Genomic DNA, 20,088 nt, shown 5'->3' with positions numbered 1-20,088 from the left:
ATGAGTGGAAGTGCGATTCATTCGCAGTCATAACCCTCTCACAGGTCAGCGTCCATGAAGTTCACCCCGCGTTGCGTCCCTCTCTGGCTCGGCCTGTCCGCGCTGCCGGCCCTCGTTTTCGCTCCACTGGCCTGTGCTGCCGAGCAACAGCAGGCCTACGCCTTCGCCCAGCCGGCGCAACCCTTGGCACAAGCGCTCAACGCCTTCAGCCGCACCACTGGCCAGGGCGTGGTCTACACCTTGGCGCTGCCCGGCGTACAGGCCCCGGCGCTGAACGGCCGGTACAGCGCCGAGCAGGCCCTGCAACAGCTGCTGGGCAGCAGTGGGCTGGCCTGGCGTCGCGTCGACGCACGCACCTTCACCCTGGAAGCGCTGGACACTTCCGGCGCCCTCAACCTGCAGGCCACCACGATAAGCTCGGAACTGGACGAATACAGCTACCAGCCCCCGGCCAGCGTCTCGATCATGCGCGGGCAGGGCCCGAGCCAGGACATTCCCCAGGCGATCAACGTGGTGCCGGCCCAGGTCATCCGCGACCAGGCCCCGCGCAACCTCGACGACGCCCTGGCCAACGTCAGCGGCATCACCCAGGGCAACAACTTCGGCGGCACTTCCGACACGGTGATGAAGCGTGGTTTCGGTGATAACCGTGATGGTTCGATCATGCGCGACGGCATGCCGGTGGTACAGGGCCGCAACCTCAATGCCAGCACCGAGCGGGTCGAAGTGCTCAAGGGCCCGGCGTCGCTGCTGTACGGCATCCAGGACCCGGGCGGGGTGATCAACGTGGTCAGCAAGCGGCCGCAGCTGCAACAGTACAACGCCCTGACCGTGCGCGGCTCGACCTACGGCAGTGGCAAGAATGGCAGTGGCGGCGGCTTCGACAGTACCGGCGCGCTGGGCGACAGCCATTTCGCCTACCGCCTGATCGTCGACCACGAGGACGAGGACTACTGGCGCAACTACGGCGTGCACCGCGAATCGCTGGTGGCGCCGTCGCTGGCCTGGCTGGGTGAGGACACCCAGGTGGTACTGGCCTACGAGCACCGCGAGTTTCTCTCACCGTTCGATCGGGGCACGGCATTCGGCAACAACGGCCACCCGCTGGACATCCCGGCCACGCGGCGCCTGGACGAGCCATTCAACGACATGGAAGGGCGTTCCGACCTGTACCGCCTGGAGCTCGACCACCAGCTGGCCGATGACTGGAAGCTGCACTTCGGCTACAGCTTCAACCGCGAGACCTACGATGCCAGCCAGGTGCGGGTGACCAAAGTCATTGAAACAAGCGGCACGCTGTCGCGCAGCATCGACGGCACGCACGACGCCATGAGCCGTGATCAGTTCGCCACCCTGAGCCTGGCCGGCAACCTGCAACTGGCCGGCATGCAGAACGACCTGCTGTTCGGCATCGACCATGAGGACCGCAAGATCTTCCGCGGTGACTTGATCCGGCAGAAAGCCCAATCGACCTTCAGCTACGTCAACCCGGTCTATGGTCAGGAAGTGGAGGGCACCACGGTCGGTGCCAAGGAAAGCGACCAGACCGACAAGCTGCGCACCGATGCGCTGTTCGCACAGGACGCGCTGCACCTGGATGAGCACTGGATCCTGGTGGCCGGCGCGCGCTTCCAGCAATACGACCAGTACGCCGGTCGCGGCCGCCCGTTCCAGGTCAACACCGACAGCAACGGCCAGACCTGGGTACCGCACGCGGGTGTGGTGTACAAGCTCGATGAGCAACTGTCGTTCTATGCCAGCTACAGCGAATCGTTCAAGCCCAACTCGAGCATCGCGCCGCTGGTCGGCAACGTGGTGCTGGACGGCTCGGTGGCCCCGGAGGAGGGCAAGTCGTGGGAACTGGGGGCCAAGCTCGACATGCCGGGGCGCCTCACCGGCACCCTGGCGCTGTTCGACATCACCAAGCGCAACGTGCTGGTGTCCAGCCTCGACCAGCGCACCGGCGAGACGCTGTACAGCAATGCCGGTGAAGTCGGTTCGCGGGGTGTCGAGCTGGACCTGACCGGCCAGCTCAGCGAGCGCTGGAGCCTGATCGGCAGCTACGCGTTCACCGATGCTGAAGTGACCAAGGACCCTGAACTCAAGGGCAACCGCCTGCAGAACGTGGCCCGGCACAGTGGTTCGTTGTCGGCGGTGTACGATTACGGCAGCCTGTTTGGTGGCGACCGCTTGCGCATGGGGGCCGGGGCACGCTACGTGGGCGAGCGAGCGGGTGATTCGACCAACACCTTCGACCTGCCTGCCTATACCGTCGCCGATGCCTTTGCCAGCTATGAAACCCGGCTAGACGAGCACAAGGTGCGGTTGCAGCTGAACGTCAAGAACCTGTTCGACAAGGTTTACTACAGCTCGGCGGTGAACCAGTATTTCGTGGCTGTCGGGGATGCGCGGCAAGTGAGCTTGTCCAGCACCTTCGAGTTCTAGACCAGCCTGTGCCGGCCTCTTCGCTACAGGTACTGTGCAGCCCTTCAGGGTAGTACGGTCCCTTGCAGGAGCGGCTTTAGCCGCGAATGGCCGAGCGGTATTCGCCCGGTGTCGCACCGATCGCCTGGCGAAAGCGGTTGCTGAAATGGCTGGCGCTGGCAAAGCCGCAGAGCAGGGCAATCTCCCCCAGCGGCATCACCCCCAGCCGCAGCAGCTGGCAGGCCCGGTGCAGGCGCCGGGCCAGCAGGTACTGGTGCGGCGGCAGCCCGAAGCTGGCGCGGAACATGCGCGCGAAATGGTATTCGGACAGGTTGCAGCGCACGGCCAGTTCACCCAGGGTAATGGGCTGGTCCAGGTGTGCTTCGATGTAATCGACCATCTGCCGGCGCAGGCTCGGTGCCAGCCCGCCTTTCATACGCAGGCCCTGGCGCAGCCCGACCTGGTTGAGCAGCGCATGGTCGACAATCGCGTGCGCCAGGCTGCTGGCCAGCAAGCGCTCGCCAGGTTCGTCCCAGTCCAGGGTGATCAGCTGGCGAAAGCGCGCGGCCTGCTGCGGGTCGTCGAGAAAGGTCGCCTCCTGCAGTTGCAGCTCACGCGGTTCGCGGTCGAGCAGGCGCACGCAGCCCAAGGCGAACTGCGCCTCGCTGATGTACAGGTGGGCCAAACGGATCGCGCCATTGACCACCCAGTTCGACTCCTGCCCGGCCGGCATCACGCACAGCTTGTTCGGCGCCCCCTTGTCGGCCGGGCGCTGGCGACGGAAGGTGCCGGTGCCGTCGGCGATGTAGCACGACAGGGTGTGGTGGCTGGGTGCCTGGTAGTCGCGGGCATCGTCGCGGTTGTTCCACAACGCCGCCGCCAGGCCGTCGCCCAGCTGCGCGCTCAGCTCCAGCCGGGCGTTGGGCGAGGCGTGCATGGCGTTGAACACTTGCAGTTGGCTGAATGGCGTCATGGGCGGTTCCTCTTGCCAGCCATCCTACTGCGCCTTGGGCAGGCTTTCAGCCACCTGCAGGACAAATGCGCAAGTTTGTGCAAGCGCGTGGTTGTGCGAGCGGAGAACACTGGGATGCCTCGGCGAGGGCTGTGCCCTCGATTAGCGGCCAAAACCGCGAAGCGCCGGGCACCGATCTTGAAAGGCTCAAGGAACCGCCACCATGAACTTGTCACTCTATCTACTTACCGTGCTGATCTGGGGTACGACCTGGATCGCCCTCAAACTGCAGCTGGGCGTGGTCGCCATCCCGGTCTCGATCGTCTACCGCTTCGCCCTGGCCGGGCTGATCCTGTTCGCCTTCCTGCTGCTCACCCGCCGCCTGCAGCCGATGAACCGGCGTGGTCACCAGATCTGCCTGGCCCAGGGCCTGTGCCTGTTTTGCGTCAATTTCATCTGCTTCCTCAGCGCCAGCCAGTGGATCGCCAGCGGCCTGATTGCGGTGGTGTTTTCCACCGCCACCTTGTGGAACGCGCTCAACGCACGGATCTTCCTTGGCCAGAAGATTGCCAGCAATGTGCTCGGCGGTGGCGCCTTGGGCTTGCTCGGCCTGGGCCTGTTGTTCTGGCCGGAGCTGTCCCACCACACGGCCAGCCGCGAGACCCTGTATGGCCTTGGCCTGGCTTTGCTCGGCACCTTGTGTTTCTCGGCCGGCAACATGCTCTCGAGCATGCAGCAGAAGGCCGGGCTCAAGCCGATGACCACCAATGCCTGGGGCATGGTCTACGGCGCAGCGATGCTGGCGCTGTTCTGTGTGATCAGCGGCGTGCCGTTCAGCATGGAGTGGAATGCGCGCTATATCGGCTCGTTGCTGTACCTGGTAATCCCGGGTTCGGTGATCGCCTTCACCGCCTACCTGACCCTGGTCGGGCGCATGGGGCCGGAGCGGGCGGCGTATTGCACGGTGCTGTTCCCGCTGGTGGCGTTGAATGTGTCGGCGGTGGCCGAGGGCTATCAATGGACGGCGCCGGCCTTGTTGGGGCTGGTGGCGGTGATGGCGGGGAATGTACTGGTGTTTCGCAAGCCCAGGGCCAAGTTGGCAACCGGGCTGTCGAGGCCTGTGTAGCAGCGGCCTTGTGTCGCGATGGGGCGCGTAGCGGCCCCGATTCAGCTTCTTCGCTGATATTGCCGGGGCCGCTTTGCGGCCCATCGCGACACAAGGCCGCTCCTGCAGGAACCGCGTCGGGTCAGGCGAGCATCAGCCCTTCCACACTTGCGGGTTGACCAGGTCTCGCGGCCGCTCACCCAGCAGCGCCGCACGCAGGTTGTCGATCGCCCGGTTGGCCATGGCCTCGCGGGTTTCGGCAGTGGCCGAACCGATGTGCGGCAAGGTCAGTGCATTGGGCAGCTTGAACAGCGGCGAATCGCTCAGCGGCTCTTTCTCGTACACGTCCAGGCCTGCACCGCGAATAGTGCCGTTCTGCAGCGCCTCGATCAGCGCCGCCTCGTCCACTACTGGCCCGCGGGCGATGTTGATCAGGAACGCGCTCGGCTTCATCAGTTGCAGCTCGCGGGTACTGATCAGCTTGCGCGTGGCATCGGACAGCGGCACCACGATGCACACGAAGTCCGCTTCGGCCAGCAGTTGCTCCAGGCTGCGGAACTGGGCACCCAGCTCTTGCTCCAGCGCCGGCTTGCGGCTGTTGCCGCTGTACAGGACCGGCATGTTGAAACCGAAGTGGCCCCGGCGCGCCACGGCTGCGCCGATGTTGCCCAGGCCGACGATGCCCAGGGTCTTGCCATGCACGTCGCTGCCGAAGTGCGCCGGGCCCACCGTGGCCTGCCAGTGGCCGGCCTTGGTCCAGGCATCCAGTTCGGCGGTGCGGCGGGCGCAGCCCATGATCAGCGAGAAGCCCAGGTCGGCGGTGCTTTCGGTGAGCACATCCGGGGTATTGGTCAGGGCGATGCCACGTTCGTTGAGGTAGTCCAGGTCATAGTTGTCGTAGCCGACCGAAACGCTGGACACCACTTCCAGCCTGGCCGCGCCTTCGAGCTGTGCCCGGCCCAGCTTGCGGCCGACCCCGATCAGGCCGTGGGCCTCGGGCAGCGCCTCGTTGAACTGGGCGTTGATGTCGCCCAGCTTGGGGTTGGGCAGGATCACATTGAAATCTTGCTGCAGGCGCTCGGCCATGGCCGGGGTAATGCGGCTGAAGGCCAGGACGGTCTTTTTCATCGGGCAATTTCCACAAGAAAAGCCAACAAGCTACAAGCTTCAGTTGGCGATCAGCAACTGGTGGGTTTTCAGGTCCGCCTCGTGCGCCGCGAGAATCTCCGGCAGCGAGTTGCGCAGGTATTCGACCCAGGTCTTGATCTTGGCGTCCAGGTACTGGCGCGACGGGTAGATCGCATACAGGTTCAGCTCCTGCAGGCGGTACTCGGGCAGCACCCTTACCAGGCTGCCGTCACGCAGGCCGTCGATGGCCGAATAGATCGGCAGTACGCCCACGCCCATGCCGCTGCGAATCGCGGTCTTCATGGCATCGGCGGTATTGACCATGAACGGCGAGCTGGTGATGTTGACCATCTCCTGGCCTTCCGGGCCGTCGAACAGCCACTTTTCCAGCGGGATCACCGGGCTGACCATGCGCAGGCAGGCGTGCTGGAGCAGGTCGGCGGGCTTGTGCGGCACGCCGTGGCGGGCGATGTAGCTGGGCGAGGCGCAGACGATGCTGTAGGTGATGCCCAGGCGCTGCGACACGAACCCCGAGTCGGGCAGTTCGGTGGCCAGCACGATGGACACGTCATAGCCCTCGTCGAGCAGGTCGGGCACGCGGTTGGCCATGGTCAGGTCGAAGGTCACGTCCGGGTGCGATTCGCGGTAGCGGGCAATGGCATCGACCACGAAGTGCTGGCCGACCCCGGTCATCGAGTGCACCTTCAGTTGCCCGGCGGGGCGCGCATGAGCGTCGCTGGCTTCGGCCTCGGCTTCTTCCACGTAGGTAAGAATCTGTTCGCAACGCATCAGGTAGCGCTTGCCGGCTTCGGTCAGCGCAATGCGGCGGGTCGTGCGGTTGAGCAGCCGTGTTTGCAGATGGGCTTCCAGGTTGGAGACTGCCCGCGACACGTTCGCGGTGGTCGTATCCAGCTGCCCGGCGGCAGCGGTAAAGCTGCCCAGTTGGGCTACGCAACTGAAAGCACGCATGTTTTGCAGGGTGTCCATGGGTCACTCTCGATGTAGAGGACAAAATTGTGTCACGAAGTAACGAAAAAAAGATGAAAAGTTGCCTTCGACCAAAGGCGGATTATCGCTGTTTCGGTAACAAAGATTCGCAGGAATCCACGCTTATCGCCAGTGCTGCCGCCCCCTAGAATTGCCCGGCCCTATCACCTCTTCCTCGGGAATTCGCAGCTGTGCCGCGTCGCATCATCAGAACGCTCAGTGCGTTCAGTGCCTGTGCCCTTGCCCTCACCTTGAGCGGCTGTATCGGAACCTGGGGCATAGCCCCGCAAAGCAAGACGCTGCAAGCCAATACCCTGACCACCGACGCGGCCATACGCGAAGCCGCGAGCGACGCCCACTGGCCCGAGCAGCAGTGGTGGCAGGCCTATGGCGACCCTCAGTTGAACCGCTGGGTTGACCTGGCCGTGGCTGGCAGCCCGAGCCTGGCCATGGCGGCGGCGCGGGTGCGTGAAGCCAAGGCCATGGCGGGCGTGGTGGAGTCGGCAGAGCAGCTCCAGGCCAATGGCCAGGCCACGCTCAAGCGCCACAACTGGCCTGAAGACCAGTTCTACGGCCCCGGCGCGCTGTCTGGCGCCAACACCTGGGACAACAACGCCGCCATCGGCTTCAGCTACGCCCTCGACCTCTGGGGCCGCGAACGCAATGCCAGCGAGCAGGCCGTGGACCAGGCGCACATGAGCGTGGCCGAAGCCCGCCAGGCGCAGCTGGAGCTGCAGAACAACGTGGTGCGCGCCTATATCCAGCTGAGCCTGCACTTCGCCGAGCGCGATATCGTAGAGGCCGAACTGCAGCAGCAAGAGCAGATCCTGGCCCTGGCCAAGCGTCGCCTGGAGGCTGGCATCGGCACCCACTTCGAAGTCAGCCAGGCCGAAGCGCCGCTGCCGGAAACCCACCGCCAGCTCGACAGCCTCAATGAACAGATCGCCCTGACCCGCAACCAGCTGGCCGCGCTGGCCGGCAAGGGCCCGGGCGAGGGGGCGCAATTGCAGCGCCCGAGCCTGACCTTGGCGGCGCCCCTGAAACTGCCATCGCACCTGCCGGCCGAGCTGGTCGGCCAGCGCCCCGACGTGGTCGCCAGCCGCTGGCAGGTGGCCGCCCAGGCGCGTGGCATCGATGTCGCCCACGCCGGCTTCTTCCCCAATGTCGACCTGGTCGGCAGCCTGGGCTTCATGGCCACAGGCGGTGGCCCGCTGGAGTTCCTCACCGGGCGCAAGTTCAACTACAACGTCGGCCCGGCCATCAGCCTGCCGATCTTCGACGGTGGCCGCCTGCGCTCGCAGCTGGGCGTGGCCTCGGCAGGCTACGACGTGGCCGTGGCGCGCTACAACCAGACCGTGGTCGGTGCGCTGAAAGACATCTCCGACCAGTTGATCCGCCGCGAGTCGATGCAGCAGCAGTCGCACTTTGCCGCCGAGTCGGTCGCTGCCGCGCAAAAGACCTACGACATCGCCATGGTCGCTTTCCAGCGCGGGCTTACCGACTACCTCAACGTGCTCAACGCGCAAACCTTGCTGTTCCGCCAGCAACAGGTGCAGCAGCAGGTGCAGGCCGCCCGCCTGATCGCCCATGCCGAGCTGGTCACCGCCCTGGGCGGTGGCTTGCAGGCTGGCCATGACGTGCCGCAGGAACAGCGCCAGGCAGCACCGGAAACCCCGGCCACCCTGGCCATTTTCGACAAGACGCCGGACAACGCCGAATGAGCAGCTCCAGTTTGCCCATGCGCTGGCTGCAGAGCCTGGAATGGCGCCGGGGCTTCTTTGCCTGGGCGCGCACCGACGGTGTGACCTGGGTGTACATCTTCAAGGTGCTGACCGCCGCGTTCATCACCCTGTGGCTGGCCATGCGCCTGGAACTGCCACAACCGCGCACAGCGATGATCACCGTGTTCATCGTGATGCAGCCGCAAAGCGGGCATGTGTTCGCCAAGAGCTTCTACCGGGTGCTGGGCACCTTGGCCGGCTCGGCGATGATGGTGGCGCTGATCGCCATCTTTCCGCAGAACACCGAACTGTTCCTGCCCAGCCTGGCCGTGTGGGTAGGCCTGTGCTCGGCCGGTGCCATGCGCTACCGCACCTTCCGCGCCTATGGTTTCGTGCTGGCCGGCTACACCGCAGCGATGATCGGCCTGCCGGTGCTGCAACACCCTGACCAGGCATTCATGGCGGCGGTGTGGCGGGTGCTGGAAATCGCCCTGGGCATCCTGGTGTCGACCTTCGTCAGCGCGGCGATCCTGCCGCAGTCGGCCAGTGCCGCCATGCGCAACGCCCTGTACCAGCGCTTTGGCGTATTTGCCGGGGTAGTGGTCGAAGCCTTGCGCGGCGACAGCCAGCGCGACCGCTTCGAGACCAGCAACGTGCGCTTCGTCGCCGAGGCAGTGGGCCTTGAGAGCCTGCGCAACGTCACCGCGTTCGAAGACCCGCACATGCGCCGACGCTCTGGCCGGCTGGTGCGCATGAACAGCGAATTCATGGCCATCACCACCCGCTTCAATGCCCTGCACCGGTTGCTGGAGCGCCTGCGTGCGCGGGGCCCGCGGCAGATCGTCAGTGCCATCGAGCCGGGCCTGGACACCCTGGTGGAGTTGCTGCAACCCTACGTCGGCCGGGCGCTGACCGATGCCGACGCGTTGCGCCTGACGTTGGAACTGGCGGCCTACAAGGAAGGCCTGCAGGCGCAGGTACGCAGCCTGCGCGCCGAGTACCTGGCGACCGAGCCGAGCGAGGCCGACCTGCTCGATTTCCACACGGCCTTCGAGCTGCTCTACCGCTTCGTCGACGAGATGTACAGCTATGCCGAGACGCACGCCTCGCTGGCCGCGCACCGGCACCAACGCGAACAATGGGACGAGCCCTATGTGGCGCAGACCAGCTGGCTGGTGTCACTGGCCGCTGGCCTGCGCGCCTCGGCGGTGCTGTTGCTGCTGGGCAGTTACTGGCTGCTCAGCGACTGGCCCAGCGGGGCCATGATGACCCTGATCGCCACGGTCACCGTCGGCCTGTCGGCGGCTTCGCCCAACCCCAAGCGCATGTCGTTCCAGATGGCCTGCGGTACGGCGATTGGCGCCTTCGTCGGCTTCTTCGAAACCTTCTTCGTGTTCCCCTGGATCGACGGTTTCCCGCTGTTGTGCATGGTGCTGGCGCCGGTGTTCGTGCTCGGCGCCTTCCTCTCGTCACGCCCGGCCTATGCCGGCTACGGCATCGGCCTGCTGGTGTTCTTCGCCATCGGCTCGGTGCCGAACAACCTCACCGTGTATGACCCGTACAGCTTCATCAACGACTACATCGGCATGGTCATCGGCATGTTCGTCTGCGCTGCGGCCGGGGCAATCATCCTGCCGCCGAACAGCCGCTGGCTGTGGAGCCGCCTGGAGCAGGAGCTGCGCGAGCAGGTGCTGTTCGCCATCAGCGGTCGCCTGCGCGGCCTGGGCTCGGCGTTCGAGAGCCGCACGCGTGACCTGCTGCACCAGGCCTACGGTCTGGCCGCTGGCAAGCCGCAGGTACAAAGCCAGCTGATGGGCTGGATGTTCACCGTGCTGGAAATCGGCCACGCGGTCATCGAACTGCGCAAGGAGCAGGCCCGCGCGCCGGTGCACCCGGCCTACGCCGAGTCGCAACCCTGGCGCCAGGCCATCCGGGTCATGGGCCGCGCCCTGGCACGGCTGTTCCTGCAGCCCAGCGCCAGCAACCACGAACGCGCCCTGGTGGCGGTGGACCACGCCATTGCCCGCGTACAGGCCACCGACGAGCCGTTCGCCCGGCACTTCGACACCTCGGTACTGCGCCGCGCGCAAAGCTACCTGCACTTCATCCGTTCATCCTTGCTCGACCCACAGTCGCCACTGGCACCGGCGAAAGGACTGCACCGTGCTCCGTGAAATCATGCCCCGTGAAATCGCCTTCCATGGCGTGTACATGCCCACCATGACCTTGATGTTCCTGTTCGCCCTGGGCCTGGCCTGGGGCCTGGACCGGTTCATCGCCAGCCATGATGGCTACCGCTTCTTCTGGCACCCGGCGCTGCTGCGCCTGAGCCTGTTCGTCTGCCTGTTCGGCGCCCTGGCGCTGTCGCTCTACTGGTGAGAATCCTTCGATGAAAAAGTTCTTCAGCCTGATTGCCACCCTGCTGGTGCTGACCGCTGCCGTGGTGATCGGTCGCCAGTTGTGGCTGCATTACATGACCACGCCATGGACCCGTGACGGCCGCGTGCGCGCCGATATCATCAATGTCGCCGCCGATGTGCCCGGCTATGTGGTGGACGTGCCGGTCAAGGACAACCAGCGGGTGAAGAAGGGCGACCTGCTGATCCAGATCGACCCCGAGCACTACCAGCTGGCCGTCGACCAGGCCAAGGCCCTGGTCGCTTCGCGCAAGGCCACCTGGGAAATGCGCAAGGTCAACGCCAAGCGCCGTGCCGACATGGACAACCTGGTGATCTCCAAGGAAAACCGCGACGACGCCAGCAACATCGCCAACGCGGCCCAGGCCGACTACCAGCAAGCCCTTGCCGAGCTGGCGGCGGCCGAGCTGAACCTCAAGCGTACGCAGATCGTGGCCACGGTGGACGGCTACGTGACCAACCTGAATATCCACAAGGGTGACTACGCGCGCACCGGTGAAGCGGTGATGGCGGTGGTCGACGAGCACTCGTTCTGGGTATACGGGTTCTTCGAGGAGACCAAGCTGCCGCATGTGAAGGTGGGGGACCAGGCCGAACTGCAGATGATGAGCGGCGAGCGCATCAAGGGCCATGTGGAGAGCATTGCCCGTGGCATCTATGACCGCGACAACCCGCAAAGCCGCGAGCTGATCGCCGATGTGAACCCGACCTTCAACTGGGTACGCCTGGCGCAGCGGGTGCCGGTGCGTATTCACATTGACGAGGTGCCGGAAGGGTTCCTGCTGGCGGCGGGGACGACCTGTACGGTGGTGGTGAAGCCGGGCGAGGAGTAAGTGCTGCTATCCGGGCCTGGCATGCGCAGGCCCGGACTCTTGCAGCAATTGATCCCAATCGTCTGGAGGTTTGCCGCTTAGCAGCATCTTCTGAAAAACCTTATAAGCGTCGTCACTGCTGTCGTAGGCCCGCTTGCAAGATTCGTCATTGACCCATGCCAACACGATGATCCGACTGGCAGTGTGGTAGCGAAAAAACAGCCGGTATTGCTGAAAGAACTTTGCTCTGAACCAGTGCTTGTGGTCACCCCCTAGCGTTGCACCTTGCCGGTACTCCGCCTTGGTCGGGTCCTGGGGGATCACATCAAAGGCCAAGCGCCTGATTGCCGCGAGCCGCTTGAAAGCATTTTTTTTCGTGTAACCCGCCGGGTCCTTCTGCATCTGAGCCTGAACTTGCGCGCTGAGCGCTTCCAGTTTGGCCAGGAACAGCGGGTGGGCAAAGACAGTCCATCCATGAATGACAAGCGGCTTCCTGTTCGCATCACTCATTCATCTTCCGCCGACAGGGGTTGATCCAGGTCGATCTCTGCATCACCCACGAGCTTGTCGAGGCGAGCGATAAGGTCAGCATCGACAACCTGCAGCCGTTGAGGATTGGTTGCGATGTCGTGAGCCAGAAAGTTCAGGAACTGGCCTAGCACGGGATCGTCCTCGGTTGCCTCTGCTCGGGTGAGTATCACCCCCCCGTCAGGGCGAATCGAGTAATGGATCTTGTCACGCTTTTTCAAACCTAAAGCACGACGCACGGTTTCCGGAACGGTGGTCTGGTACCGATCGGTAAGCGTGGACTCGACTTCGAAAGTGGTAGCCATGGGCAGTGTCCAAAGAGATACAACGATGCCCATCAAAGGTAATGCGATTGCATTGCGTGGTCAATGCAATCGCATTACCTGACTGATCAACGGTTCAAGCAATCCCCACCAACACCGGCACCTCAACCCGATCAATCACCTTCGCGCTGATCGACGGGTCCAGCAACCGCCCCAGCCGCGACAGGTGGCGGTGGCCCATGATGATCAGCTCGCAGTCCAGTTCCTGTGCCTTGCCGACAATTGCCTCGACCGGCTGCCCGGCAACCATGCAGCCCTGGCTGTCGAAGCCGGCCTGTCGCAGTAGCGCCACCGCTTCGGCCACGGCGCGGTCACCCAGGCGTTGTTCCTCGCAGGCGGCGGGATATTCCTCCAGTTCCTCGGTAGTGTAAGGCGCGGGATGGTCGTGCACGGCGAAGGTCGCGTCGATGGCCAGCAGCACATGCAGTTCATGAGCGCCGGGCTGGCAATAGCGACGGGCGAGGGTGAGCAGGGCGGTGGAGGCGGGGGAGGCATCGATGGCGATCAGGACGGGGCTGGGCATGCGGGCTCCTTGGCTGAGGCTGGCTGATGTGCCGATACCTCATTTATGGCCGAACCCGGCCAGTGAATAAATGCCCCGCCACGCACGAGCGCATTGCGTCTGGTGCAATCCGCCAACCTGCTACCATCGCCATATTCCACAGCTGTCACGGAAAACGGCCATGCAACTCCCCGACATGAACCTGCTCGTCGCCCTCGATGCCCTGCTCGACGAAGGCAGTGTAGTCGGCGCGGCACAGCGCATGAACCTGAGCCCGGCGGCGATGAGCCGGACCCTGGGACGTATCCGCGAGGCCCTGGGCGATCCGATCCTGGTGCGCGCCGGCCGCGGCCTGGTGCCGACGCCACGAGCGTTGGCCCTGCGTGAGCAGGTGGCTGCGCTGGTGGAGCAGGCCGGTGAGGTGTTCCGCAGTGCCGATGAGGTCGACCTGCCCAAGCTCGACCGGGCCTTCAATATCCGCACCAATGACCTGTTCATCGCCCTGTACGGCGCGCAGCTGCTGCGGCGCATGCACGAGCAGGCACCGCGCACGGTGCTGCGCTTCGTGCCGGAGAGCCCCGGCGGTGATGATGACAGCGTGCTGCGCGACGGGCGTACCGACCTGATCATCAGTTCGACCGTGGACCTGGGGCCGGAGATCAAGGTGCAGAGCCTGTTCCAGACCTACTACGTGGGGCTGGCGCGGCGCGACCACCCGATTTTCGAGCAGCCGATCACGCCGCACAGTTTTGCCAGTTATCCACAGATCAGCGTGTCCCGTCGTGGACGGGCCAATGGGCCGATCGATGTGGAACTGGCCAACTTCAAGGTGCAGCGGCGGGTGGCGCTGATCACCCCGAGTTTTCACTCGGCGCTGTTCTCGCTGCCGGATTCCGACCTGATCCTGCCGATGCCGGCCAATATCCTCAACAGTGTGCACAAGCTCGGGCTGCCGCTGCGCTCGTTCGAGATCCCGGTGCCGCTGGAGCGGGTGACCGTGCTGCAGGCGTGGCACCCACGGTTTCACAATGACCCGGCGCATCGGTGGTTGCGGCAGACTTTGAAGGCTTGCTGCAGTGTCGACCCTTGAGTGATGTTCTGCCTGGGCCGGCCTTTTCGCGGGTGAACCCGCTCCCACAGGAATATCACAGGTCTTGAGAGATGCTCTGTACCTGTGGGAGCGGGTTTACCCGCGAGAGGGCGATGCGGTATTACTCTGGATTGCGCCTGACGCAACATAAACCTACCGATAAGTCAGTTTTCGTCAGCATTCGACCTTCTTAGACTTGCTCCAGTCGCAAATTGTTGCTGGAGATGTCTGCCCATGAGTTCCCTGTCCGCCCCGTCTGCTGTGGTTGCCGCCGCGCCCGCGCCGGCTGCGCCTGCGCAGACTGCGTTCGGCCTGCAGGTAGTGGTCGGGCTGTTCGGTGTATTGCTGGCCGTGTTGTGTGCTGGCCTCAACGAGTCGGTGACCAAGATCTCCCTGGCCGATATCCGTGGGGCCATGGGCATTGGCGCCGACGAAGGCGCCTGGCTGCTGGCGGTCTACAGCGCCGCCTCGGTCTCGGCCATGGCCTTTGCGCCATGGCTTGCTACCACGTTCTCTTTGCGGCGCTTCACCATGAGCGCCATCGGCCTGTTCGCCGTGCTCGGCCTGCTGCAACCGTTCGCCCCCAACCTGCACAGCCTGATGCTGCTGCGTGTGCTTCAGGGCTTCGCGTCTGGCGCCTTGCCGCCTATGTTGATGAGCGTGGCCCTGCGCTTCCTGCCACCGGGCATCAAGGTCTATGGCCTGGCTTGCTACGCGCTCACTGCCACCTTCGGGCCCAACCTCGGCACGCCGCTGGCCGGGCTGTGGACCGAATACGTCGGCTGGCGCTGGGCGTTCTGGCAGATCATCCTGCCCTCGGCACTGGCCATGGCCTGTGTCGGCTGGGGCCTGCCGCAGGACCCGCTACGCCTGGAGCGCTTCCGGCAGTTCGACTGGCGTGGCGTGCTGCTCGGCCTGCCTGCCATCAGCTGTATCGTGCTGGGCTTGTCGCTGGGCGACCGCTGGGGCTGGTTCGATTCGCCGCTGATCTGCTGGCTGCTTGGTGGTGGCCTGCTGTTGCTGGTGCTGTTCATGTACAACGAATGGTCCGAGCCACTGCCGTTCTTCCAGTTGCGCATGCTGTCGCGGCGCAACCTGAGTTTCGCCCTGGTCACCCTGGCCGGGGTGCTGATCGTGCTCTCCGGCGTGGGCAGCATCCCTTCGGCCTACCTCGCGCAGCTCCAGGGCTATCGCCCGGCGCAGACCAGCCCATTGATGCTGCTGGTGGCGATGCCGCAACTGATAGCCCTGCCACTGACGGCGGCGCTGTGCAACATCCGCGCAGTGGACTGCCGCTGGGTGCTGGGTGTCGGGCTGGCGTTGCTGGCGGTGTCCTGCCTCGGCAGCAGCCTGCTGACCGCCGAATGGATCCGTGGCGACTTCTATCCGTTCTACCTGCTGCAGGTATTCGGCCAACCGATGGCCGTGCTGCCGCTGCTGATGCTGTCCACCAACGGCATGACCCCGCAGGAAGGCCCATTCGCTTCCAGCTGGTTCAACACTGTGAAGGGCCTGGCAGCGGTGATTGCCGGTGGCCTGCTGGACGCTCTCGGCACCGTACGCCGGCACTTTCATTCCAACCATCTGGTGGACAGCCTGGGCAACGCCCCGTTGCTCGACGACAACGCCGTGGGCCTGGCCAAGCGTATCCACGAACAGGCGCTGGTGCTGACTTCGGCCGACCTCTATCTGGTCATGGCCGGTATTGCCATGGCCCTGATCTGCCTGATTCCTTTCGTGCCTACCCGGGTCTACCCACCGCGCGCGGTGGCTTGAACCCGGGGTGAATTCGAGAACCGCTGAAATGACCAACAACCGTAAAACCCTGATCGTCGGCTCGGTGCTTGCCGTGGCCGTCCTGGCCGGCATCGTCGGCCCCTGGATGCTCGGCAGCGACCACCGCCAGAGCACCAATGATGCCTATGTGGCTGCTGACTACACCGTGGTCGCGCCGAAGGTCGCCGGCTTCATCAAGGAGGTGCTGGTAGAAGACAACCAGCAGGTCAAGGCCGGCCAGCTACTGGCGACCATCGATGCCCGCGACTACCAGGCAGCGCTGGATGCCGCGCAGGCGCAGCTGTGGGTGGCCAAGGCGCAGAGCGCCGACGCCAGGGCCACCTTGGAACGCCAGGCCGCACTGATTGCCCAGGCCGAGGCCGAGGTAAAAGCGGCCCAGGCCGAAGCCGCATTCGCCGACCATGAAGTGAACCGCTACAGCCGCCTGGCCGAACAGGGCGCCGGTACCGTGCAGAATGCCCAGCAGGCGCGCAGCAGGGTCGACCAGGCGCGCGCACGCCTGGCCAATGCCCAGGCGGCATTGCTGGCAGCGCGCAAACAGGTGGATATCCTCAGCGCCCAGGTGGCCAGTGCCGATGGCCAGCTCAAGCGCGCCGAGGCAGGGCTGGAAAAGGCCCAGCTCGACCTGTCCTACACCCGCATCACGGCGCCGGTGGATGGCATGGTCGGCGAGCGCGCCCTGCGCGTCGGCGCCTACGTCAACCCGGGCGCCCGCCTGCTGTCGGTGGTGCCATTGCAGCAGGCCTACGTGGTCGGCAACTTCCAGGAAACCCAGCTGACCCATGTGCAGCCTGGCCAGGCGGTGAGCATCAGTGTCGACACCTTTGCTGGCGAGCAGTTGCGCGGCCATGTGGAAAGCATCGCCCCGGCCACCGGGGTGACGTTCGCCGCGGTCAAGCCGGACAACGCCACTGGCAACTTCACCAAGGTGGTGCAGCGCATTCCGGTGAAGATTGTCTTCGATGACGGTCAGCCGCTGTTAACCCGCCTGCGCGTGGGCATGTCGGTGGAAGCGACCATCGATACCCGTGGCGACACGCTGCATGGCAAAGAGGTGAGTGCGCGATGAACCCGGCATTCCGCTTGAGCCCGTTGCTGCTGGCCGTATGGCTGGCCGGCTGTACCTTGGGCCCGGATTTCCAGCGCCCCGACAGCCAGGCACCGCAACAGTGGGCGCCGTTGCAAGGCGAGGCGGCGGCCAGCCAGCCACAGGCCGAACCGCTGGAACTGCGCTGGTGGGAAAGCTTCCATGATGCCCAGCTGAGTGCCTTGATCCAGCGCGTTGCCGAGCGCAACCTGGACCTGCAGATGGCCAGCGCCCGCTTGCTGCAAAGCCGGGCCCTGCGCAGCAGTGTCGCTGCCGATGAGGTACCGTCGGTGGACGTGAACGCCGGCTATGGCCGCGCGCGCAACAGTGCCGAAGGCCTGAGCGACCCGTCCGGCAAGGCGGGCAAGGCCGCCTTCAACCTCTGGCAAGGCGACCTGGTGGCCGGTTGGGAACTGGACCTGTGGGGCCGCGTGCGGCGCCAGGTCGAAGCGGCCGATGCTACTGTCGAAGTGGCCGAAAACGACCGTCGTGGCGTGCTCCTGGCGCTGCTTGCGGAAACCGCCGGCAACTACATCCAGCTGCGCGCCGTGCAGCACACCATCGATGTGACCCAGGACAACCTCAAGGTCGCCCGACACAGCCTGAAGCTGTCTGAGGACCGCCAGGCCGAAGGCGTCGCCACCCGGCTCGACGTGGCCCAGGCCAGTGCCCAGGTGGCTTCGATCGAGTCGCGCCTGCCCAGCCTGGAGGCCCGCCGCGATGACCTGGTCAACGCGCTCAGCCTGCTCGCTGCCGAACCGCCGCGTAGCCTTCAGGCCGAACTGCTCAAGGGCGGCGAACTGCCTGCGCCGGAGCAGAAGTTTGCCATCGGCCTGCCGTCGGAGCTGGCCGAGCGGCGTCCGGACATTCGCCAGGCCGAGGCTCGCCTGCATGCCGCGACTGCCAGCATCGGGGTGGCCGAGGCCGACTTCTACCCCAGCATCCGTCTGTCGGGCAGCGTCGGTTTCCAGGCCATGCAGTTGGCGGATTTCGGCGGCTGGGATTCGCGTCGCTTCGCCTTCGGCCCGCAGCTGTCACTGCCGATCTTCGAGGGTGGCCGGCTCAAGGGCACCCTGGAACTGCGCGAGGCACAGCAACAGGAAGCGGCGCTGAACTATCGCAAGGTGGTGCTCGGCGCCTGGCATGAAATCGACGATGTGCTACGCCTGTACAACGCCAGCCAGTTGCGTCGCGACCACCTGGCAGAGGCGGTGCGGCAGAACCGCATCGCCCTGGAAACCGCCCAGCGCCAATATGTGGAAGGGGCGGTGGACTTTCTCAACGTGCTGACAGTGCAGGGCGCACTGCTGGCCAGTGAGGAGCAGTGGATCGACAGCTCGGCGGCGGTGTCGCAGGCGCTGGTGGGGCTGTACAAGGCCTTGGGCGGTGGCTGGCAGGCATTCGATGAGCAGCCGCATTCTCACAGTTAGAGAGGGAGCACAAATGCACATTTCCTTGAACGGCAAGCGCGCCATCGTCAGCGGTTCCACCGCCGGTATCGGCCTGGCGATTGCCATCGGCCTGGCCGAGGCGGGCGCCGAAGTGGTACTCAACGGCCGTACCCAGGCCCGGGTCGACGACGCCCTGAACGGTGTGCGCGAGCGCTTGCCACAAGCCCGCATCATCGGCGTTGCCGCCGACCTGGGCACCCAGGCCGGTGCGCAGGCACTGTTCGATCAGGTGCCACACACCGACATCCTGATCAACAACCTTGGCATCTTCGAGCCCAAGCCGTTTTTCGAAATCGACGACCAGGACTGGCAGCGCTTCTTCGACGTCAACGTGCTCAGTGCCGTGCGCCTGTCGCGTCACTATGCCCAGGGCATGGCAGAACGCGGTTGGGGCCGGGTGATCTTCCTGTCCAGTGAATCGGCACTGCAGATCCCGACCGAGATGATTCACTACGGCATGACCAAGACCGCGCTGCTGGCGGTATCGCGTGGGCTGGCCGAGACCCTGGCCGGGACCGGGGTGACGGTGAATTCGGTGCTGCCGGGGCCGACACGTTCGGAGGGGGTGGGCGACTTCTTTGCCAAACTGGCCGAGGAGCAGGGGGTGTCGACTGAAGAACTGGAAGCCAACTTCCTGGCTGAACACCGGCCGACCTCGCTGATCAAGCGGCTGGCGACGGTGGAGGAGGTGGCGAACATGGTGGTGTATCTGGCGTCGATGCAGGCCAGTGCTACTACCGGAGCTGCCTTGCGAGTGGATGGCGGGGTGCTGCGTTCCATTGCCTGATCTGTTTTGCCTGTACCGGCCTCTTCGCGGGCTTGCCCGCTCCCACAGGTACAGTGCATCTTCGAGATCACACTATCCTTGTGGCAGCGGGCAAGCCCGCGAAGAGGGCAGCACAGACAACCAATCAATCAGAGCGGGCGCAGCAGGCCAAACCGCTTGCGCAACGCCCAATCCAGCACCCGCCGCGGCAGTAACCGGGCCATCAGCGGCAACGCCATGCTGCCATTGCCCAACCGCACCACCGCCGGCACCGGCGACTTCCCGACCGCCGCCAGCACGCCCTGGGCAAACACCGCCGCCGAAGTAGGTTTGTCCTGCGAAGCCCGCGCCCGTGCCTGCACATGCTCGCGCAGCGGCCACCACGCTGAATCCGCCGCCAGCACCTGCTCGGCCTGGCGCTGGGCATTGCTGGCGAACTGCGAGGCAATCGCTCCTGGCTGCACTTCCATGACCTGCACACCGAACGGCGCCAGTTCCAGGCGCAAGGCATCGCTCAGGGCATGCACGGCTGCTTTCGAGGCGCAGTAGGCGCCGGCGAACGGGGTGACCAGCACGCCTGATACGCTGCCGATGTTCACCACCAGGCCTCGTGACCGGCGTAGTTGCGGGAACAATGCGCGGGTAACGCCAACCACGGCGAAGACGTTGGTTTCGAACTGCTGGCGCAGGGCATCCACGCCGCCGTCGAGCAACGGGCCCATGGCGCCGTAGCCTGCGTTGTTGATCAGGATATCGAGGTTTTCCAGTTCCTCGGCCAGGCGGGCCAGCGCCTCGCTGTCGTTTACATCCAGTTGCCGGGCGGTGAAACCGGCGGCGTTCAGTTGCTCGACATCCTCAGGTTTGCGGGCAGTCGCCCAGACGTGGTGGCCGGCATCGCGGAAGGCGTCGGCCAGGGCGCGGCCGATGCCGCTGGAACAACCGGTGATCAGGACGGTGGGCATGGTTGGGGCCTGTTGTCGGGAAAGTTGTGTTGACTG

The 20,088-nt window shown here is 65.0% G+C and carries 18 protein-coding genes; 11 read left to right on the top strand and 7 right to left on the bottom strand.

What is annotated here, in order from left to right; genetic code table 11:
- The first annotated feature begins 54 nt into the window (after positions 1-54).
- Complete coding sequence (locus ACLEJP_RS21490) at positions 55-2,445, top strand: TonB-dependent siderophore receptor (protein WP_440809661.1); 2,391 nt, start codon at positions 55-57, stop codon at positions 2,443-2,445.
- 76 nt (positions 2,446-2,521) lie between these two features.
- On the opposite strand, the gene ACLEJP_RS21485 is transcribed toward ACLEJP_RS21490, so the two are convergent.
- Positions 2,522-3,397: a helix-turn-helix domain-containing protein gene (locus ACLEJP_RS21485; RefSeq protein ID WP_440809658.1), complete on the bottom strand. Its 876-nt coding sequence runs from the start codon at positions 3,395-3,397 to the stop codon at positions 2,522-2,524.
- Positions 3,398-3,599: 202 nt separating this feature from the next.
- Between ACLEJP_RS21485 and ACLEJP_RS21480 the strand changes: the two genes are divergently transcribed.
- Entirely contained in the window at positions 3,600-4,502 is a 903-nt protein-coding gene (locus tag ACLEJP_RS21480) for a DMT family transporter (RefSeq protein WP_440809655.1), read from the top strand.
- A 132-nt stretch (positions 4,503-4,634) separates the two neighbouring features.
- Here ACLEJP_RS21480 and ACLEJP_RS21475 read toward each other — a convergent pair whose 3' ends face one another.
- Positions 4,635-5,609, bottom strand: a complete 975-nt coding sequence (locus ACLEJP_RS21475) for a 2-hydroxyacid dehydrogenase (protein ID WP_440809653.1) — start codon at positions 5,607-5,609, stop codon at positions 4,635-4,637.
- Between the two features lie 39 nt (positions 5,610-5,648).
- The gene (locus ACLEJP_RS21470; RefSeq protein ID WP_225779212.1) at positions 5,649-6,596 is read right to left on the bottom strand and encodes a LysR family transcriptional regulator; all 948 of its coding nucleotides are present in this window, start codon (positions 6,594-6,596) and stop codon (positions 5,649-5,651) included.
- Positions 6,597-6,787: 191 nt separating this feature from the next.
- Between ACLEJP_RS21470 and ACLEJP_RS21465 the strand changes: the two genes are divergently transcribed.
- The 4 genes from ACLEJP_RS21465 to ACLEJP_RS21450 are packed head-to-tail and all read left to right on the top strand — an operon-like array spanning position 6,788 to position 11,567.
- Positions 6,788-8,317 (top strand): efflux transporter outer membrane subunit, encoded by a 1,530-nt coding sequence (locus tag ACLEJP_RS21465; protein WP_440809651.1) that lies wholly within the window; start codon positions 6,788-6,790, stop codon positions 8,315-8,317.
- Entirely contained in the window at positions 8,314-10,491 is a 2,178-nt protein-coding gene (locus tag ACLEJP_RS21460; protein ID WP_440809649.1) for an FUSC family protein, read from the top strand. The genes ACLEJP_RS21465 and ACLEJP_RS21460 overlap by 4 nt, the downstream gene beginning before the upstream one ends.
- Positions 10,492-10,495: 4 nt before the next feature.
- Positions 10,496-10,696 (top strand): DUF1656 domain-containing protein, encoded by a 201-nt coding sequence (locus ACLEJP_RS21455; RefSeq protein WP_008097766.1) that lies wholly within the window; start codon positions 10,496-10,498, stop codon positions 10,694-10,696.
- A 10-nt stretch (positions 10,697-10,706) separates the two neighbouring features.
- Positions 10,707-11,567, top strand: a complete 861-nt coding sequence (locus ACLEJP_RS21450) for an HlyD family secretion protein (RefSeq protein ID WP_225779209.1) — start codon at positions 10,707-10,709, stop codon at positions 11,565-11,567.
- 6 nt (positions 11,568-11,573) lie between these two features.
- On the opposite strand, the gene ACLEJP_RS21445 is transcribed toward ACLEJP_RS21450, so the two are convergent.
- The 3 genes from ACLEJP_RS21445 to ACLEJP_RS21435 form a co-directional block, all read right to left on the bottom strand.
- Positions 11,574-12,056 carry a type II toxin-antitoxin system YhaV family toxin gene (locus ACLEJP_RS21445; RefSeq protein ID WP_440809646.1) on the bottom strand — a complete coding sequence of 161 codons (483 nt, stop codon included), beginning with the start codon at positions 12,054-12,056 and terminating at the stop codon, positions 11,574-11,576.
- On the bottom strand, positions 12,053-12,379 hold the full coding sequence (locus ACLEJP_RS21440; RefSeq protein WP_225779207.1) for a type II toxin-antitoxin system PrlF family antitoxin: 327 nt from the start codon (positions 12,377-12,379) through the stop codon (positions 12,053-12,055). The genes ACLEJP_RS21445 and ACLEJP_RS21440 overlap by 4 nt, the downstream gene beginning before the upstream one ends.
- A gap of 94 nt (positions 12,380-12,473) precedes the next feature.
- On the bottom strand, positions 12,474-12,920 hold the full coding sequence (locus ACLEJP_RS21435) for a universal stress protein (protein ID WP_440809643.1): 447 nt from the start codon (positions 12,918-12,920) through the stop codon (positions 12,474-12,476).
- A gap of 160 nt (positions 12,921-13,080) precedes the next feature.
- Here ACLEJP_RS21435 and ACLEJP_RS21430 point away from each other — a divergent pair, with 160 nt between their 5' ends.
- From ACLEJP_RS21430 to ACLEJP_RS21410, 5 genes are all read left to right on the top strand, one after another.
- On the top strand, positions 13,081-13,989 hold the full coding sequence (locus tag ACLEJP_RS21430; RefSeq protein WP_440809641.1) for a LysR family transcriptional regulator: 909 nt from the start codon (positions 13,081-13,083) through the stop codon (positions 13,987-13,989).
- A gap of 234 nt (positions 13,990-14,223) precedes the next feature.
- Positions 14,224-15,765 carry an MFS transporter gene (locus ACLEJP_RS21425; protein ID WP_440809639.1) on the top strand — a complete coding sequence of 514 codons (1,542 nt, stop codon included), beginning with the start codon at positions 14,224-14,226 and terminating at the stop codon, positions 15,763-15,765.
- 28 nt (positions 15,766-15,793) lie between these two features.
- Positions 15,794-16,855, top strand: a complete 1,062-nt coding sequence (locus ACLEJP_RS21420; RefSeq protein WP_440809637.1) for an HlyD family secretion protein — start codon at positions 15,794-15,796, stop codon at positions 16,853-16,855.
- Positions 16,852-18,303, top strand: a complete 1,452-nt coding sequence (locus ACLEJP_RS21415; protein ID WP_440809634.1) for an efflux transporter outer membrane subunit — start codon at positions 16,852-16,854, stop codon at positions 18,301-18,303. Before ACLEJP_RS21420 ends, ACLEJP_RS21415 begins: the two co-directional genes overlap by 4 nt.
- Positions 18,304-18,316: 13 nt before the next feature.
- Positions 18,317-19,111, top strand: a complete 795-nt coding sequence (locus tag ACLEJP_RS21410) for an SDR family NAD(P)-dependent oxidoreductase (protein ID WP_440809632.1) — start codon at positions 18,317-18,319, stop codon at positions 19,109-19,111.
- Positions 19,112-19,239: 128 nt separating this feature from the next.
- Here ACLEJP_RS21410 and ACLEJP_RS21405 read toward each other — a convergent pair whose 3' ends face one another.
- The gene (locus ACLEJP_RS21405) at positions 19,240-20,052 is read right to left on the bottom strand and encodes an SDR family oxidoreductase (RefSeq protein ID WP_440809630.1); all 813 of its coding nucleotides are present in this window, start codon (positions 20,050-20,052) and stop codon (positions 19,240-19,242) included.
- Positions 20,053-20,088 lie beyond the last annotated feature (36 nt).

The organism is Pseudomonas sp. SMV7, assembly GCF_052041995.1.
In the GTDB taxonomy this organism is placed as follows: domain Bacteria; phylum Pseudomonadota; class Gammaproteobacteria; order Pseudomonadales; family Pseudomonadaceae; genus Aquipseudomonas.
Note: the sequence above shows the minus strand (reverse complement) of the source record. Positions and strands in the feature narration are given on the sequence as shown.

Coding starts and splice junctions, on each gene's coding strand:
- ACLEJP_RS21490 (WP_440809661.1), top strand. CDS start 55: ATGAAGTTCACCCCGCGTTGCGTCCCTCTCTGGCTCGGCCTGTCCGCG.
- ACLEJP_RS21485 (WP_440809658.1), bottom strand. CDS start 3,397: ATGACGCCATTCAGCCAACTGCAAGTGTTCAACGCCATGCACGCCTCG.
- ACLEJP_RS21480 (WP_440809655.1), top strand. CDS start 3,600: ATGAACTTGTCACTCTATCTACTTACCGTGCTGATCTGGGGTACGACC.
- ACLEJP_RS21475 (WP_440809653.1), bottom strand. CDS start 5,609: ATGAAAAAGACCGTCCTGGCCTTCAGCCGCATTACCCCGGCCATGGCC.
- ACLEJP_RS21470 (WP_225779212.1), bottom strand. CDS start 6,596: ATGGACACCCTGCAAAACATGCGTGCTTTCAGTTGCGTAGCCCAACTG.
- ACLEJP_RS21460 (WP_440809649.1), top strand. CDS start 8,314: ATGAGCAGCTCCAGTTTGCCCATGCGCTGGCTGCAGAGCCTGGAATGG.
- ACLEJP_RS21455 (WP_008097766.1), top strand. CDS start 10,496: ATGCCCCGTGAAATCGCCTTCCATGGCGTGTACATGCCCACCATGACC.
- ACLEJP_RS21450 (WP_225779209.1), top strand. CDS start 10,707: ATGAAAAAGTTCTTCAGCCTGATTGCCACCCTGCTGGTGCTGACCGCT.
- ACLEJP_RS21445 (WP_440809646.1), bottom strand. CDS start 12,056: ATGAGTGATGCGAACAGGAAGCCGCTTGTCATTCATGGATGGACTGTC.
- ACLEJP_RS21440 (WP_225779207.1), bottom strand. CDS start 12,379: ATGGCTACCACTTTCGAAGTCGAGTCCACGCTTACCGATCGGTACCAG.
- ACLEJP_RS21435 (WP_440809643.1), bottom strand. CDS start 12,920: ATGCCCAGCCCCGTCCTGATCGCCATCGATGCCTCCCCCGCCTCCACC.
- ACLEJP_RS21430 (WP_440809641.1), top strand. CDS start 13,081: ATGCAACTCCCCGACATGAACCTGCTCGTCGCCCTCGATGCCCTGCTC.
- ACLEJP_RS21425 (WP_440809639.1), top strand. CDS start 14,224: ATGAGTTCCCTGTCCGCCCCGTCTGCTGTGGTTGCCGCCGCGCCCGCG.
- ACLEJP_RS21420 (WP_440809637.1), top strand. CDS start 15,794: ATGACCAACAACCGTAAAACCCTGATCGTCGGCTCGGTGCTTGCCGTG.
- ACLEJP_RS21415 (WP_440809634.1), top strand. CDS start 16,852: ATGAACCCGGCATTCCGCTTGAGCCCGTTGCTGCTGGCCGTATGGCTG.
- ACLEJP_RS21410 (WP_440809632.1), top strand. CDS start 18,317: ATGCACATTTCCTTGAACGGCAAGCGCGCCATCGTCAGCGGTTCCACC.
- ACLEJP_RS21405 (WP_440809630.1), bottom strand. CDS start 20,052: ATGCCCACCGTCCTGATCACCGGTTGTTCCAGCGGCATCGGCCGCGCC.